Annotated in this window: 12 protein-coding genes; 5 read left to right on the forward strand and 7 right to left on the reverse strand. The window is 42.0% G+C overall.

Annotated features, from left to right (window positions below; translation table 11 throughout):
• From ACP14Y_RS17225 to ACP14Y_RS17235, 3 genes are all read left to right on the forward strand, one after another.
• The gene (locus ACP14Y_RS17225; protein ID WP_424964137.1) at positions 1 to 1785 is read left to right on the forward strand and encodes a DUF6443 domain-containing protein; all 1785 of its coding nucleotides are present in this window, start codon (positions 1 to 3) and stop codon (positions 1783 to 1785) included.
• 3 nt (positions 1786 to 1788) lie between these two features.
• Complete coding sequence (locus ACP14Y_RS17230) at positions 1789 to 6318, forward strand: RHS repeat-associated core domain-containing protein (protein ID WP_424964138.1); 4530 nt, start codon at positions 1789 to 1791, stop codon at positions 6316 to 6318.
• Between the two features lie 310 nt (positions 6319 to 6628).
• Positions 6629 to 6919, forward strand: a complete 291-nt coding sequence (locus ACP14Y_RS17235; protein WP_424964139.1) for a hypothetical protein — start codon at positions 6629 to 6631, stop codon at positions 6917 to 6919.
• 6 nt (positions 6920 to 6925) lie between these two features.
• Here ACP14Y_RS17235 and ACP14Y_RS17240 read toward each other — a convergent pair whose 3' ends face one another.
• Complete coding sequence (locus tag ACP14Y_RS17240) at positions 6926 to 7318, reverse strand: hypothetical protein (RefSeq protein WP_424964140.1); 393 nt, start codon at positions 7316 to 7318, stop codon at positions 6926 to 6928.
• 14 nt (positions 7319 to 7332) lie between these two features.
• Positions 7333 to 7533 (reverse strand): helix-turn-helix transcriptional regulator, encoded by a 201-nt coding sequence (locus tag ACP14Y_RS17245; RefSeq protein WP_424964141.1) that lies wholly within the window; start codon positions 7531 to 7533, stop codon positions 7333 to 7335.
• Between the two features lie 305 nt (positions 7534 to 7838).
• On the opposite strand from ACP14Y_RS17245, the gene ACP14Y_RS17250 reads away from it, so the two are divergent.
• On the forward strand, positions 7839 to 8390 hold the full coding sequence (locus ACP14Y_RS17250) for an REP-associated tyrosine transposase (protein WP_424964142.1): 552 nt from the start codon (positions 7839 to 7841) through the stop codon (positions 8388 to 8390).
• Positions 8391 to 8510: 120 nt separating this feature from the next.
• Positions 8511 to 9722 (forward strand): hypothetical protein, encoded by a 1212-nt coding sequence (locus tag ACP14Y_RS17255; RefSeq protein ID WP_424964143.1) that lies wholly within the window; start codon positions 8511 to 8513, stop codon positions 9720 to 9722.
• A gap of 162 nt (positions 9723 to 9884) precedes the next feature.
• On the opposite strand, the gene ACP14Y_RS17260 is transcribed toward ACP14Y_RS17255, so the two are convergent.
• From ACP14Y_RS17260 to ACP14Y_RS17280, 5 genes are all read right to left on the reverse strand, one after another.
• Positions 9885 to 10211 carry a GIY-YIG nuclease family protein gene (locus tag ACP14Y_RS17260; protein WP_424964144.1) on the reverse strand — a complete coding sequence of 109 codons (327 nt, stop codon included), beginning with the start codon at positions 10209 to 10211 and terminating at the stop codon, positions 9885 to 9887.
• A gap of 453 nt (positions 10212 to 10664) precedes the next feature.
• Positions 10665 to 12113 (reverse strand): TolC family protein, encoded by a 1449-nt coding sequence (locus ACP14Y_RS17265; protein ID WP_424964145.1) that lies wholly within the window; start codon positions 12111 to 12113, stop codon positions 10665 to 10667.
• The gene (locus ACP14Y_RS17270) at positions 12106 to 13476 is read right to left on the reverse strand and encodes an ABC transporter permease (RefSeq protein ID WP_424964146.1); all 1371 of its coding nucleotides are present in this window, start codon (positions 13474 to 13476) and stop codon (positions 12106 to 12108) included. Before ACP14Y_RS17270 ends, ACP14Y_RS17265 begins: the two co-directional genes overlap by 8 nt.
• 1 nt (position 13477) lies before the next feature.
• The gene (locus ACP14Y_RS17275; protein ID WP_424964147.1) at positions 13478 to 14824 is read right to left on the reverse strand and encodes an efflux RND transporter periplasmic adaptor subunit; all 1347 of its coding nucleotides are present in this window, start codon (positions 14822 to 14824) and stop codon (positions 13478 to 13480) included.
• A 43-nt stretch (positions 14825 to 14867) separates the two neighbouring features.
• Positions 14868 to 16712, reverse strand: coding sequence for a peptidase M61 (locus ACP14Y_RS17280; RefSeq protein WP_424964148.1), 1845 nt, complete (start codon positions 16710 to 16712; stop codon positions 14868 to 14870).
• Positions 16713 to 16879: the final 167 nt, after the last annotated feature.

Genomic DNA, 16879 nt, shown 5'->3' on the forward strand with positions numbered 1-16879 from the left:
ATGAAAAGAAATTTATATCATATCATTTACTTGATTCTTGTTCTAAAGTTATCCGGACAACAGCCAGCCGAACCTGAGATTTCTAATACGAATTATGTGAAATCTGTGACATTACAAGACGAAGTAACTTTGAATAATTTTTTATCAAGTCCTGCGAGCTATTCAAGCAGCATCAACCTTGATTATTACGATGGGTTGGGTCGTAAAATTCAACAGGTTGCTTATATGGCCACCCCTAACCTTCACAATCTAATTCAGCATATTGAATATGATGGATATGGAAGAGTCGTACATGAATTTCTACCTTATGTTAATCAATTAAATGGAAACCTGGATACTGATGCGAGTACTAACCAGGCTACTTTTTATAGTAGCAGAATAGATGAAAAGCAAACTGAGTATCCTTATTCAACCAATAAACTAGAATGGTCACCATTAAATCGTATAGTGGCTAAAATCCATCCTGGCGAAGCTTGGCAAGCAGAGGAAAAACACATTCGTTTTTTGTATGAAACCAATGGAGCATCAGAAGTTCTTTTTTGGGATTTTTCAGAAATTATTACCTCGTCAGTTTCCTACTACACTGTAGCTCAACTTTATAAAAATACGACTGTTGACGAGGATGGAAATATAACCATTCAATATACTAACAAGGAGGGACAGACAATCCTGAAAAAATCCAGAATTGATACTATCTGGGCCGAAACTTATTACATATATGATGCTTTTGGAAAGCTAAGAATTGTCTTGCCTCCTGAAGCTACGAATCGAATAAATGATGAATTCTTTGCCGTAGCGTCAGATCGCCAGCAATTCCTTGATCGTTGGGCGTTTCAATACACCTATGATGGAAGGGGACGAATGATCGAAAAAAGGGTGCCTGGTTCTGATCCTATTTTTATGATCTATGATAGGTGGAACAGATTGGTTCTGACTCAGGACGGCAATCAACGTCTAAATGATGAGTGGACATATACCAGATTTGATGTGCTGAATCGACCAATCATCAATGGGATTGTTACTTTAAATGAGAGTGTTGAAACGTTGAGGAGCCTGGCGGAAATTGAAATAGATCGATATGAGGACTATGATTCGGGCCACCCCTTGCTATTCACAGAAAACACCTTTCCGTCATACTTGAATAATGATCCACATAGTGTGACATATTATGATAATTACGACTTCTTAGTAAGTGTTACCTGGGATGGTTTTGATTTCCAACCGAAAGATGAGCTAGTTGAGTACAACATGAATGTTAAAGGGAATCCTACTGCTCAAATCACCTGGCTGTTGGATGAATCTTCTGATTTTATAAAGTCTGTGACCTACTATGATGATAAATACAGAGTGATACAGACCATTTCTGAAAATCACTTGGGCGGAATGGATGTTTCAAGTTTTTGGTATGATTTCTCAGGCAATGTATTGCAAATGAAGCAAGAACACTTCAATGGAACAGAAAGTATTGAACTCTTGCTCTCATACTCATATGATCATGCCAATCGTCTGCTTAGCTGTACACATAAATTGAATGATGACCCATCAGTGATTTTGTATGCCAATGAATACAATGAGTTGGGAGAGTTGATTGGCAAGAATCTTCATTACGATGAGACAGAGGAGAGCTATAAACAGCAGCTGGATTATGAATACAACATTCGGGGCTGGTTACGAAGCATCAATGAGTCCTCTTTATCAGGTGAATCAATGGAACCTGAACCTGCTGACCTCTTTAGCATTGAACTGTTATACAACACAGCCTTACCTAATCAACCTAATAACTGATCAATGAATTTGCTTAGACATCTTTCTTCCTGCTTTTTTGTTATTCTGTTTGTTCAATTGCACGTAAATGCACAAACTCCAACCCGTAGGCCTGTTTTTGAAGAGCCCTGTGATTTTGATGAAGACTGTGGTGGTTCAGGCGGAGTGACTGTCTATTTGTCGGGTCCTTCAAGCGCGTATGTCGGTGATCAGGATTATTATGAAGTTAGCGTAAGTGGTGGTTCTCATTATTCCACCAGCTATTATGTCTATGGCGGATCCATCATAAGTCAATCTAAAACTCAGGTTAGGGTTCAGTGGAACTCTGCAGGCAGCAGTCGGTATGTTCGTGCTACTGCGAATACAAGTAGTGGGACAAAAAACAAGTACAAGTATGTTACTGTAAATTCGTGTAACCTAAGTGCCGGTAGTATAGGAAATGCTCAGACACTATGTTACAATGGAAATCCTAGTACATTAACTAATACCTCATCGGCATCTGGTGGAAGTGGATATAGTTACCAATGGCAGCACAGATCTTTGGGGGGGAGTTGGTCCAACATATCTGGTGCGACAGGGACAACATACAATCCTCCATCTCTCACATCGACCAAAGAATACAGAAGAAGAGTACAATCATGTGGACAGACAAAATATACAAATACTATTCGAGTGACGATACGGTCATCACTCAGTGCTGGCAGTATAGGCAATGCTCAGACAGTATGTTATAATGGAAATCCTGGTACTCTTTCAAACACCTCTTCACCTTCGGGAGGCAATGGTAGCTACAGTTATCAATGGCAGCAACGCGCCCCGGGTGGAAGTTGGAGTTCTATATCGGGAGCCACAGGATCTTCATATAATCCTCCAACATTGACATCAACAAAAGAATACCGCAGAAGAGTACAATCGTGTGGACAGACCAAATACAGTAACACAGTAACGGTAACTGTTCGGTCGACTCTAAATGCAGGAAGCATTGGCAATGCACAGACAATATGCTACAATGGAGATCCGAGTACGCTTACGAATGCTTCATCACCCTCGGGGGGGGATGGAAGCTATAGCTACCAATGGCAGCAACGCGCCCCGGGTGGAAGCTGGAGTTCTATTTCTGGAGCCACAGGATCTTCTTATAATCCTCCAGCATTGACATCAACCAAAGAATACCGGAGAAGAGTACAGTCATGTGGTGAGTCAAAGTATAGTAATACAATTACCGTAACTGTTCAGCCATCACTAAATCCGGGAAGTATTGCAAATGCGCAAACCATATGTAATGGAGGTGATCCCGACATTTTATCCAGTAGCGCCTCTGCCACTGGAGGTGATGGTAATTACAGCTATCAATGGCAGCAACGATCACCAGGTGGGAGCTGGACTGGTATATCAGGCGCAATCGGAACTTCTTATGATCCAGTAACACAATCACAAGATGTAGAATACAGACGAAGTGTTTCAGCTTGCGGACAAACTGCCTACTCCAATGTGGTTTCTATCACCATCGCGGATCCATCTACTCCATCCACACCATCCGTCTCTGCAAACAGCTGTGGACCTAAAACGTTGACTCGGGCCACTCCACCATCAGGAGAGGGTTGGTTTTGGCAAACAGAGGAATTTGGTGAAGATGTAAGCAACGCAAATACTGAATTTGTGGTGTCCATCAGTGGAAATTACTACCTCCGATCCAGAACGGATGGCGGATGCTGGGGGCCTTCGACAAGTGTAGCAGTTACAGTCAATCCACTTCCATCGGTTCCGTCAATTGATTATGTGAATTATACATTAGATGGCGCCATACTTTCATCCGCCACTCCTCCCGCTGGTGAAGAATGGTACTGGCAAACATCCGCTGATGGCACCAGCGAAGAGTACCCTCAGACATATAATGCCAATGGCCCTGGTACTTATTATTTAAGAAGCAAAGGAGCGAATGGGTGCTGGAGTGAAGCTGTAGCTCATACCATCACGGTGACAGAACCAACGAACGTCACCACAGAAGCCATATCGAATGAATCTATTCTGGTCAGCTGGAATGGAAATGGGAATGAGACTGGATTTAGCATTAGCAGAGCTACCAGCCCTTCCGGTAACTATTCAGAAGTACATACTGCAGGAAGTACGGATTCCGAATACCTGGATACCGGTCTGTCCACAGGCACATCCTACTATTACCGGGTGCAATCTATGCTTGGTGCCGAAAAGTCCACCGGAACAACGGCTGTTTCATCTACCACAGAGGACACCTTCAATGGAGACGAGACACAAGAGCACACGCCCCTTTACAACGGTAACATCTCAGCCATGCGATGGAAGGGAGTGAATGATGAGGAAGAGCAGGTGTTTACCTACAGCTATGATGGCCTCAACCGTCTCAAAAAAGCACAATACGCCGCAAAAAATGCAAGTGGCTATGCCAAAAGCAAAGGATATTTTTCCGTTCCTGATATCTCTTATGATCTAAATGGAAACATCCAAACGCTGACACGCCAGGGATACAATGCATCCATGAATGCAGACATTATTGATGAGCTTACCTATGATTATCATGATGGCGCTGCAGGAAACCAGCTGATGGCAGTATCTGACAACAAAGGAGAGGCAGGCTTCAACGACGGTAATAAGACCGGCGATGACTATGCCTACGATCCCAACGGCAACATGACTCAAGACCTCAACAAAGGCATCACCAACATCGAATACAATCACCTCAACCTCCCTACGGCTGTCATCCTGAGCACCAGCGAAGGATCTGGCCGTATTGAGTATTTGTACGACGCAGCAGGCATCAAACTCCAGCAAAAAGTGTATAAAGATGGAAATCTAGAAAAGACCACCGACTATGTTGGAGAGTTTATTTATGAAACAGAAGGTGATGGTGAACGTAAGCTTCAACTCATCCAACATGAAGAAGGCCGTATTGTCCCCCTTGAGGGGGAGACAGGGGGTGAATGGGACTACCAATACCACCTCAAAGACCATCTGGGTAACGTACGTGTGACGTTTAGTACTGAACCTGAGAACTACACCATGGTAGAAACCTTCGAAACAGGCGAGGAAAACGGCTGGCAGGACTTACACAGACACACAAGTACAGATGCTAATACCACGGTATATGAAGATGGAAGTGAAGGAGACGAAGTAGAATTACTTCAAAGCGGACAAACCGGTGCGATGGTCTTCCTGAGTGTGAATAAGCGGGATACGATCCACTTATCCGTACAGGCCAACTATGAGAGTGCTCCGAGTGGGAATAACTTCTTAGGCACAGCCTTCAATACCCTGTTTACAGCGTTTGACAATGTCTACGGCAGTGGAGTACCAGAAGGGGGTGGAGTAAGTAGTTCCTCTACGGTGTTTGATGATGCATTGAACGGAGGAGCCATGGCAGGAAAAGATGATTCAAATACCGCTCCGAGAGCATTCCTGAATTACATCTACTTTGACAAAAACATGAACTACATCCGTGCAGGCTTCACCCAGATATCTACAGCCGCACAGGGCGTAGGCGTACACGAAGAGATCAGGATAGACGATATCATCGCCGATGAGGAGGGCTACATCCTTGCTTATTTGAGCAACGAAAACCAAGAGGCAGTCAATGTCCACTTCGACGATTTCACGGTGTACCATGGCAAGACGAATGTGGTGAGCACGCAGGATTACTATCCCTTCGGCCTTACTTTTAACTCCTATCAGAGGACGGCTTCTTCACCTCAAAACTTCTTACTGACAGGTAATGAAAAATTACCTGAATGGGGAGTTGGAGTGTCAGATTTTAATGCACGAACTTATGATGCAACCATAGGTAGATTTTATAACGTTGATCCTTTGGCTGACATGATGCAGGAATGGACACCATATCATTATAACTACAATAATCCATTATTATTCATTGATCCTTCTGGCTTACTGCCTAAGTATAATTGGGATACTGGTGAGTATGAGGATGATGATGGCAATGTGATTAGTTATCAGGATGCTTTTGCTGCGCACGGAATAGATACAGGTGGTGACTCAGATTCTGAACAACAAGATCCGATTGAATCAATTTTAGCGGAAAATGGTGTTGGATCTACAAGAGATGAAATGCTACTGCCTTCATTTGCTGAAGAACTTTTCACTAATACAATTAATGTTACAGAATTCTTATTAAGTCCTTCTGGAAAAGCTAAGTCCGGGAAATACATAAAAACATTAATGTTAGTTGATGATATTGCGAGTGTGGTGGATGTGATTAATGGAGTAGAAGAGTATGTTGATACGAGAATTTTGAATAAGTATAAATCATCAAGTATTAGCAAGCTGGAAAGCTACTCTAAGGTTTTAACAGGAATAGAAAATAATTACTCTGCGCAGATAAGCACCTTAGAAGAAAGGTTAAATAATTTTCCAAAGATAAGGTCAAGTGATATTTCGAATTTGAGATTGCAAACCCAATCACAAATTAAGAACACCCAGAGAAAACTCGATGTTGTTGTGAAAGAGTATATAACTATAAACGCACTGATATATGCTAAAAAGGTGGAATCTCATCAGAATAAGTAACTATATCTTCCCAATATTGATATTGTACGGATGTTCTACCAAAGCTGACTCAGAAAATAGATCTGATAGTTTTTGTGATCAAATTAACAGAGATGAAGACTTGTATTCATACTGGATGGACACTGATTCGCACGACTCTCTATTGAGAGTTGTGGAATCTTGTGAGCAAACACCTAAAGTAATTTCAGCACGATTAAATCTACTTTCGCTCTTGAGACGGCATGAGGAAGCACTTAAGTTAATTTCCACATTGAAGGGTTCGGATTTTCTCACTCCATATGACAGTATAAGTTCTTTAAACTATTTCAAGGTGGAATTAGCCACCGATTCTCTTGTGAAGAAGAATCTACATAATCAGACGTTGAAGCATATTTCAATTTATTTAGAAAGCCAACCAACAGATACCTTCGCACTTGGTCATTATTGTGGTCAAGCATTAGAAATTATTTCAGAAAAGGAGCTTTATGAAAGACTTGATTCAATGTCTAAGTATAATGACTTCAACCCTGTGTATGAATTTGTAATTTCAACCTATTTGCCGAATTACTTAGAGAGGTACAGAAAGTTGGTGGAAGAAAGTAAAGAAGCTAGATCGATTTAGCAATTTTCATTGAAGCTCTCTCTCAGCTTTTATGATTTCAGGTAAAATCACGTTAATGATATCATCTTGAGATTCTTCACTATTGAATTTAAATTCCCTATCTACCTTTTCAGTTTTATTTGTTAATGACCAGTAAACATTAACACTTTCATGGCTTTGGATGATTGAGAAGTTTTCTTCGACATTATTATCAGTGATGATTTTAACGTCAGCTTTGTTTGATGACATATCTGTAAGACTTGCGCCATCCTTTTTCATGAATATGCTTAATAGCTGCATATATTTTTCACCCACACTTTCGTCCATAAGCTTTCCTACTCTTTCTCTTTCTCTGGTAAGCAAAAAGAATAGCATTCCAATTACTAGAACAACTATAACTCCTGCAATTATGTCCACCATATCGAACAGATTTGTTATTTAGTAGAAACAAGTAACTCCCGAATATCCACTTCAAGTATTTCTGCTATCTGTGAAAGTAGGTCAATAGAGGGTTGGGAAGAATTTTGACACCATCTAGAAACAGTAACTGGGTCTTTTCCTAACTGGCTAGCTAACCAAATATTGGTTTTCTCCTTTTCGGCAAGTACTACTTTAATTCGGTTGTGTTTTTTCACATTCCAAAATTAGCTATTTGAGTCAATTTGTTAATTGATTAATTAAATTCATTTGGTAATTAACAATAAATGTTAATATAATTGCAATATGAATTTGTGTATTAACAAATAGAGTCAATGAATAATCTTGAAACTCAGAATCCTAACCACTTCATTTATAATCATCCACCATTAGAAATTTCTGTTTTAGGTGGCATCAGACTAGAAGGCTTAGACCCCCTCTGGCGCGGAAGTTACTTCCGTGACAATGTAAGTCAATGCAAACCCAGATAATACAGAACCGTCCTTTACATTAATTTTGATGAGTGTCCGAAAAATACAAAATCAGAGATCAAGACAAAATCTACTTTGTCACCTTTAGTGTCGTTAAGTGGATCGATGTTTTTACTCGTCCGGTTTATAAAGAAATTATTATTGAAAACCTCAAATACTGTCAGGAGCATAAAGGATTAGAAATCTATGCTTGGTGTTTGATGTCCAATCATATTCATTTAATAGTAGGTAGGAATGGTCAGGAGAAGATCCAGAATATCGTTCGTGATTTTAAGAAGTACACCTCAGTTAAATTGATAAAAGCCATTAAAGAGAACCCTCAGGAAAGCCGGAGGGAATGGCTGTTATGGATGTTCAGAAAACTGGCAGAAAAGAGCAATAAGCACCAGAAATATTGCTTTTGGCAAAATGAATATCATCCAATAGAGCTTTCTGATGCTAAGATGATGCAACAGAAATTAGACTATATACATAATAATCCTCTTGAAGAGCAAATTGTAAATAACCCAGAAGACTATCGATATAGTAGCGCAATTGATTATTCGGGAGGCAAAGGATTGATTGATATTAAGTTTATAGAATAAGCACGGAAGTAACTTCCGCGCTGGTAAGGGGCTGATCACAAGACCACCAATATGCAAAATCCAGGATAAGATTCTCAGCCATTTCATATGATTAATTGGCTCATTTTCCGAGCTTTACGCGTGCGTTATTTGTTACTGTTTGCAATCCTTTTTATCAGCCTGCATGTTACTTCCCAGGTCAAGGTAGACAGCAAAGCTACCGGCCGTCATGCGGATGCAATCAACCAGGCAAAGGGAGCAAAGCAAACCGCGAAGCAGCGGCGGGAGCAGGCACGCAAGTTGCAGCAGCAAGTCAAGGCCAAAGCGCTTTACAGGCAGAAATATGACAGCATCAAAAATGGACGATTGACTGATCGGAGATATGATTCCCTGAGTGTTGATTCATTGAACTATGTTGATATATCCCTTGATTCACTTGCGGTTTTCACCCAGGAGGACTCCCTTCAAGTTGCAGAGCAAATTCTGAATGAAACTGATTTCCCTCCTGAATATCGGGAGTTGATTCTGAATCCAATTGAACTGGAAAAGGAGCTAAATACGGACCAGGCAGACAGTATAGCACTGGCTAAAGCAACAGCTATATTGAATGAAGAGGCAAAAAAGTTTATGCCAGATGAAATGGGTAATGCGGAAGATCCGATTACTCAGTTGAGTGATCCAACAGAGGGGGTGAACCCAATACAGAAATCATATAAACCTAATCCTAATCTGGTGAAGCCAGATAAAGCGAGGGAATTGTTTAAGAAAGTAGACCCAGAGCAGTTTCAGGATGCGCAGGCCGATATTCAGAAAATGAAAAAGAAGTATAGTGAGCTCCCGGACACCCGTTATCCGGAGGAAGGAACCAAACGAAATTCACTGGAGGATATTCCCTTCAAGCAGCGACTATATTTTGGAGGAAATATTAGTTTACAAAGCACCGATCCACTCATACTTAGTACCAATCTTCAGCTAGGGTATTGGATCAATAAGAAATGGCTGGCAGGCGTGGGGTTGACTCTGCGCGAACAATTTACTGCGGAGGACAGCACATCGCTAACCACAGGGGATGGACACGGCTACAGCCTGTTTACCCGATATGACATCCCTAAGGGATTTTTTACCTGGGCTGAGTCGGAGTGGCAAATAGATAAATCGCTTTTTGGAAATGAACAACCTGCATCTAAAGGATGGCAAAGGGCCCATCTTCTCGGGATCGGAAGGGAGTTTAAAATAGGAATCGTGCAGATGATGTCCATGATCATGTATGATTTCAACTATCAAAACAACGATCTGAACTCACGTCCATGGGTATTTAGGCTAGGAGTGAGGTTTAGTAAGAAGCCGGGTTGATTTGATTATCAAGTTCCCCTTTGTGCGGTCCGACGGTTCTAGGGTTAGGAGTGATCTGACGGAAACTATAATGAGATTACTTCGTCGCTCATTCTTCGCTTCTCGCAATGACGAAAACATAATTATTAACGTCATCGCGAGTGAAACGAAGCGATCTCAATATTACCACCGAGAAATATCATCAAATAGATCCCTCCATTTTGGGTTAACGGAATTGATTAAATCCTCTTTCTTCTTTCTTGAACCACCTTTTAATTGCTTTTCACGATCAATCGCTTCGGTAATAGTAGGAAGTGCTTCATAGTAAACCAGTTTAGAAATATTGTACCTGGCAGTAAAGCTTCCAGGATATTTCTTTTCTCGATGTTCAACGATTCTTGGGTATAAATCAGAGGTGGCACCTACGTACAGTGTTGTGTTTGAACGGTTTGTTAGTATGTAGACGACACCACCTCTTTCCATCCAGTTAAAATAGTAAACTGCTGTCAATTGATGAGATTGCTTCGGTCATTCTTCCCTCGCAATGACGTTAGCGAATTTGGATTTCCTTACACTAACGTAAACAAACTAATTACCGTCATCGCGAGTGAAACGAAGCGATCTTATAATATACGTACTGATCTTAAAAGGATGAGATTGCTTCGTCGTACCTCCTCGCAATGACGGAAACATAATTATTACCGTCATCGCGAGCCATTGCGAAGCGATCTTAACCTTAGAACCGTTATTCAGAGCGCAGCGAAGGAATCTTAACTTGCCTGGGTGAGATTGCTTCGGTCATACTTTCCTCGCAATGACGTAAATATCTTTAGCTACTGTGAGATTATTTCACCGTTCCCCCCTCGAGGGGGTTAGGGGGTAAGATGATTTTTAATGAGATCCTTCGCCGCGCTCGATGACACACTAATTGTCATTTACCCTAGGCCAGGCATGAGGTGATAATCAATCATTCACCGTATACAGCAGCTCGTTATTTGAAAAATCATACAATGTCAATCTTCTTAGGTCGTAGTAGGCGAGCCAGTAGGAGCGAAGCGCATTGATGTAGCTTCGTCGAGCATTGTCTTTTTCTGTCAGTGCAATGTTGAGGTTGGTGATATCGATCTTTCCGATCAGGTAACGATTCTGAGCCACCTCATATCTTTTCTGAGCCACTTCATCTGATTTCTTTGAGATTTCAATTTGCTGTTGAAGTACATCCAGCTGACGTACCTGGGTAATGATCTCTTGCTCAAAATTTTGCTCTTCCTGTGCAATCACATAGTCAGTCAACTGCTTATTAGCCAGAGCGGTTTTCATTCGAGCTTCGTTTCGTCCCCAGTTTACGATCGGGATGTTGAGCGTCAGGTTGGCAAATTGCTGTGTTTGACCATCCTGATACGATTGATCAAATGATTGTCCGGCACTGTTTAAACCGAACGAAGCATTTAAGTTCATTTGAAAACGCTGACCCTTAGCCTCTGCGACTTGCGCATCCGCTTCAATCCGTCTTCGCTCGAAGGCGATGAAATCAGATCGATTGTCTTTGGCGTATTGCAAGGCGAGCTCCTCATCTACCGGGAAAATCGGGATGTCCTCAGGAAGGGCCAGATTAAAATTTTCTCCCTCATTTAAACCAATAAAAGTCCTTAGCGCCAATCGTGACGTCTGCAAGTCCAGTTCAGCATTGGCCAGGTCTTGCTTGGAACGAAGCAACTGCAACTCTACCTGGAGTAGCTTATCCTCAGAGGTAGTCCCAATGTTGTACCTTCCTTTTTCAATGTTGTAGATCGTGTCGTTATTAGACAGGTTGAATTCTGCGATCTGATAATTCACCTGGGCATCCAGATAGTCAAAGAATCGCTCTACTGCTGTTCGTGATACAAATTCCATTTCTTCCACAAAACTTCTTTTCGATTCTTCATATCGAATAGGTTCCGTCTTTTTATCCCATTTCAATTCATTGAAAGCGAAGATGGGTTGATTGATGGTAAGGTCTACGATGGTACTTCTCCATCGGGTATCATCAATGACTAAATCCTGGAATTGACTTGCCCGCGTGTTTACGGAGACGCTTCCTCCAGTTGGTGCTATAGGTTGGAATAGCCCTAAAGCCAATGAAGAATTCGTTTGCTCTACCGGTCTGAATTGCGTTGATCCATCTTCCTGAATGACAGGAATAAACTGGTTGCTATAAGCTGGAAGGTTCCCACTCAAAGCAAGCTGTGGATTATAGTTGGACTTAAAAAAACGATACTGCCAGAACCGATTTTCCTTTCTGGTCTCCGCCTGCTTGGCCTGAGGAGATTGCCCCTTCGCCAGGTTGATGATGTTGTCGAGTGAATAAACGACCTGTGAACTTGCTGTCAAAGACCATCCAATGAAGCAAAGTGTGATGAGTATTTTATTCATATCTAAGTGAAGTAATAGGGTCTTGCATGGCTGCTTTTCGTGCCGGAGCGATTCCAAAAATCAACCCGATAGCTGTAGCCACACCAAATGAGATTAGGATAGAACCAAATGAAATGACCGTAGGGATATCTGCAAACCTGCTGACCGCAGAGGCCATAATAACCCCCAGGAGGATGCCGATAAATCCACCACTGATACTGATCATCATGGATTCAAACATGAACTGGTTGATGATGTCCGTCTTCTTCGCACCGATCGAAAGACGCAACCCAATTTCTTTGATTCGCTCCAGTACAGAAGCCAACATGATATTCATAATTCCAATGCCACCCACGATCAAAGAGATACCCGCGATTGCTCCTAATACATAGCTGAAGATGTCATTGGTCCGTTGCTGCTGCTTTAGCAAGAGCTCAGGGATTTCAATTTCATAGTCTACCACCTGGTTGTGTTTTCGCTCCAGCATACGTACAATCACATCAGCCGTGGGATTGAGCTTTTCCGTCTCTGCAACCTGAACAACCAGCCGGTCTAATTGATGATAGTTTGTTGGGGTAGTAGGTGCTTCGTCATCACTGCCTCCATTCCCACCAAAAAATACCATGCCGGATGATCCTCTATTGGCCCCCTGGATCATTTCCTGTGTCAGCATGGCTCTATTTTTATAGCGTACAAGCACGGTTTGCAACGGTGTATAAACATCCATGTTGTAATCCCTGATTCCAAGCTTGCTAATGCTGCTTTCGCTGATGTATCGTTCATCCAGTACCCCGATCACCTTCAGCCAGTTTGGACCACATTTCAGCATTTTGCCAATCGGATTTTCGGATGGAAAGAATTTGGCTTTGATGGACTTGCCAATGATGCAAACAGCTTCTCCTTTTTCCAGCTGAACCTGATTAAACATTTTTCCTTCTGACAAGGTGAAATTGAAAATATCAAAATAGGAGGGCTCTATGCCCACCAACTTTGCTGATCTCCTGATCCCATTCTTGATGATGTAGGTTTCAAGAAGAATCTCCGGGCTGATGGTTTCTACACCAGGAATGGTTTCCAGGATCGATTCTTTATCTCCAAGGGTAAGGCCAGGAGAAAACTTCTTTTTTTCTTTAGACTCACTGTCTTCTTCAGCCAGGTTTTCTTCCGTTTGCTCTACTATCGGCTCGATGATGATGTTGTTGACCCCCACCAGTTTTATCTGCTCAATAATCTCCTTCTGAGCACCATTTCCTATGGCAAGCATGGCAATCACAGCTGCCACACCAAAAATGATCCCGAGTGCGGTAAGCACTGACCGCATGCGATTGGCCAGAACTGCCTCAATGGCAATTCCCAGGTTAGCTAAGATTCGCTCTTTGTTCATCTTAGTTTTTTCTTCTTCGTCCTTGAGGGAATTGAGGTTTGGCTTGATCCGGTTCTTCTACGACCTCTTCTTGTTTATTGCTTCTTTTACCATCCATTTCAGGGATCAGGCTGATCTCTTGATTTTCCATGCCCTGCACCGATGAAAGGTGAACACGATCACCGGCTTTAAGGCCTTCTTTGATGTGTACGCTTTCAGCATTGGCATCACCAATCATCACCTCTTGCTTTATAGTTGAAGCTCCTGATTTCTGGAAGACATATGTAATGGAATCGTATTGGGAATGCAAGCTTTCCAATGGGATGTATAGTGCTTTTTCTTCTGTTTTTGTAATAATTTTATTGCTGGTAGTCATCCCGGGTTTCAATAGTGGATCTGTACCGAACACTTCTATTTCTACCTCAAAAACTTTCGCATCTGAGTTGGGTCTCTGCTCGCCTACATTGGCCACCTTGGTGACTCTACCCTTTAATTTTTTATCAGGAAATGCATCAAATCCAATCTCTGCACTTTGTCCTGGCTTTACTTTTCGAATGTCTACTTCATTTACATACGTTTTAGATATCATCTTGCTCAGGTCGGGGAGGGTAGCTACCACCGGATCCCAGGCACTCACTTGTGATCCCGCTTTGATGGGTTTTCCATCCCAGCTTCGCTCATAGATAAGCATGCCATCTTCCGGAGCAAGAATGGTGAAGTCTTTAGAAAGTGCCATCAACCCTTCCAGTTCGTTTTTATCACCTCTGAGCTCGGCTGATGCTTCTTGCATTTTTGCCACATTCTGCTGGCGTTTAATCTCGTAGTTTTCTTTGGCTTGCTGGAGTGCTCTTTTGGCCTTTTCAAGCTCAATCTCCGCTTTTTGAATGGTTGCAGGAGGCTCAAACTGGGATTGATCCAGCGTGAGTTGTTTCTCACGAACGGTATAGTCCAGATTGATCAGTTCGTCCCGCGCCTGGCGCATGGTCAATGCGGTATCCAGTCTGGTTTGTGTGAATTGAGATTGCGTCTCATCTACTTCAAGTTGGGCATCTTTGATTTTTCCTGTCAGTTCAGAAGGATCCAATCTGGCAACATACTGTCCTTTCTCTACTTCCGTTCCTTCATCTATAATGTGCTGGATGGTAACGTTCCAGATCCGATAATTCCGAAGGCCTGTTGGGCCTTTGATCGGAACAGAATTCTTTGCATCCAGGGAGCCTGAGGTTGTAATGTCCACCACAAAATCACCTTGTTCTACTTCTACGATAATTTCCGGAGCAGAATCAGTCGATCCTCCGCTAAATGCGAAAACAAGGATAACGGCCAGAATGGCTCCTGCAAAAATGAATATTTTGTTGTTTCTCTTCATACAATTTGGGTCAGTTAGTTATACCTATACAACTGAGTAATGGTTACACTTCTCCCAGCCAAATGGCCTTGATTTTTTGTTGCTCTGGTGACGGACTCTCAATAACCTCCAACTGGTGCCTTTGTGAGGACTTCACCTTTTTAGCCTTTGCTTTCAGTTTTACCTCTTTGGTTTTTCCTTTCACTTCTCTTCGTACCAATATGGTGATCTTATCACCTGCTTCTGTATCACTATAGAATGATTGGATGATATTCTGGAAAGATTCTATTGAAACTGCGCTTCCATTCCATTCAAGTAAAACATCCCCTTCCTTAAATCCCAGATCCTTACCGAAATCGTTCATCTCATCTGTATCAGCAATATAGATTTCCTGATCCTCATTTACCGCAGGGGCAAATTTTCCTGCTGTGATCACCATTTCGTTGCTCTCTGGGGAATAACGGATTCCAGCCCAACCAAGTATTTCTGAATACGGCAATTTCTCCCCTCCACCAACGTATGTTCTCAAGAACTCACCTACTTCCGGTGTAGTGATTTTTTCAATTTCATCAAAAAGCTCTTCGTCCTTGAAGGCCTTCATGGGGCCATATTGCTTAGAAAGCTCTCGAAGTACTGACTGAAGATCTTTCTGTCCATTCGTAGACTGAATAATCGTCAGGTCAAGACACCAGGCAATCAGGGCGCCTCCCGCATACACATCTCCATACCTTCTTTCATTCTCAGGTTCCAGAATGTTCTTGCTGAATTCGGTATAGGGGATATCTACATTATACTGATCTTGCTGATTCATTTTGTTCTTCATCTCCGCAAGAAAATCTTGCAGGTCATAAAGATTATATTTCACCTGAACGTGCTGTGATGCGTATTCTGTCACCCCTTCATACAGCCACAGATGCTGGCTCATTTCAGGTTCGATGTAGTTGAAATCATGAATCTCCTCAGAGTGGATATTCAGCGGGGTTACGATGTGAAAAAACTCATGAGCAGCTACATCTTTTACCGTTTGGCTGATTCGTGCCGGATCCATTTCAGGGAGAGTATAGAGGGAGGAATATGAATGTTCTAATGCTCCGTAAGATCCTGAAATCGTCGGGCTATCGAATAGGTAGATCAGATACGCATATCGGTCTACGGGCAGCTCTCCACCCAGGTATTTTGCTTGAGCTTCCATTAGCTCATCAATGTTGTCCATCACATCTGATGCGGATAACACTTTGTTAGGTGAATAAACGGATACCAAGACTTCTGCTCCTGCAATTTCTTTGGATACTATATCTGGTTTACTATACATAAGCGGCGCATCTGCAAGGAAATTGTAATTTGCCGATGTATAAGTATCAGATGTATCAGTCTCAGCTTGTTTTTTCAGAGAAGTAGCTCCCTTGATTTCCGGATCATGGATGATTGTCAGTTCAAAAGGGTTGAATTTATAACTGTCCACATACCCAACGAATCCAAAAGTATTCATTACAAACACGTCATTCTCTACTTCAATGCTCATACCTCCCGGCTCGAATAGTTTGTTACTTCCATATCCGGAGAAGTCATCGAAGGAATCATCAACCCAATATGTGATCTTTCTCAATTTTGTCGCGTCTTTGATCATCCACTTATTCGTTGAGATGTTTTCAACCTCCAAAAAGTTTCCATCTGCATCGAAAGCTTTAAAATCACTGATGAACCTACCAAAATCTGAGATGCTGTAGGTTCCGGGGACTATTTTGGGCATATGATATTCAACCGTTTCTTCGTTTATGGCCGGGACGGTCAATTCAACCGGAAGCCGGTCGTTTTTAGCCTTTGTCAGATCAATTGTAACCGTATAGCTTTCCTGAGATTGAGCAAAAAAGCTTAAGAAGATGAGCGTGAGAGTTATTACTTTTTTCATGTGGGTTTGTTGTTCAAATACCGTGCAATTCTACTATTTAAACCGTCTTTTGTTTGTTATTAAGGCTTAAATTATATGAGTGGTAACGTTGAATGTTTTGTGGTTTGACTCGTAATACGTGAGGCATAAAAAAAGCCATCTCAGATTGAGATGGCTTTAATATTTTT

The organism is Ekhidna sp., from assembly GCF_965247405.1.
GTDB lineage: Bacteria > Bacteroidota > Bacteroidia > Cytophagales > Cyclobacteriaceae > Ekhidna.

Coding starts and splice junctions, on each gene's coding strand:
- ACP14Y_RS17270 (WP_424964146.1), bottom strand. CDS start 13,476: ATGAACAAAGAGCGAATCTTAGCTAACCTGGGAATTGCCATTGAGGCA.
- ACP14Y_RS17230 (WP_424964138.1), top strand. CDS start 1,789: ATGAATTTGCTTAGACATCTTTCTTCCTGCTTTTTTGTTATTCTGTTT.
- ACP14Y_RS17275 (WP_424964147.1), bottom strand. CDS start 14,824: ATGAAGAGAAACAACAAAATATTCATTTTTGCAGGAGCCATTCTGGCC.
- ACP14Y_RS17265 (WP_424964145.1), bottom strand. CDS start 12,113: ATGAATAAAATACTCATCACACTTTGCTTCATTGGATGGTCTTTGACA.
- ACP14Y_RS17280 (WP_424964148.1), bottom strand. CDS start 16,712: ATGAAAAAAGTAATAACTCTCACGCTCATCTTCTTAAGCTTTTTTGCT.
- ACP14Y_RS17240 (WP_424964140.1), bottom strand. CDS start 7,318: ATGGTGGACATAATTGCAGGAGTTATAGTTGTTCTAGTAATTGGAATG.
- ACP14Y_RS17225 (WP_424964137.1), top strand. CDS start 1: ATGAAAAGAAATTTATATCATATCATTTACTTGATTCTTGTTCTAAAG.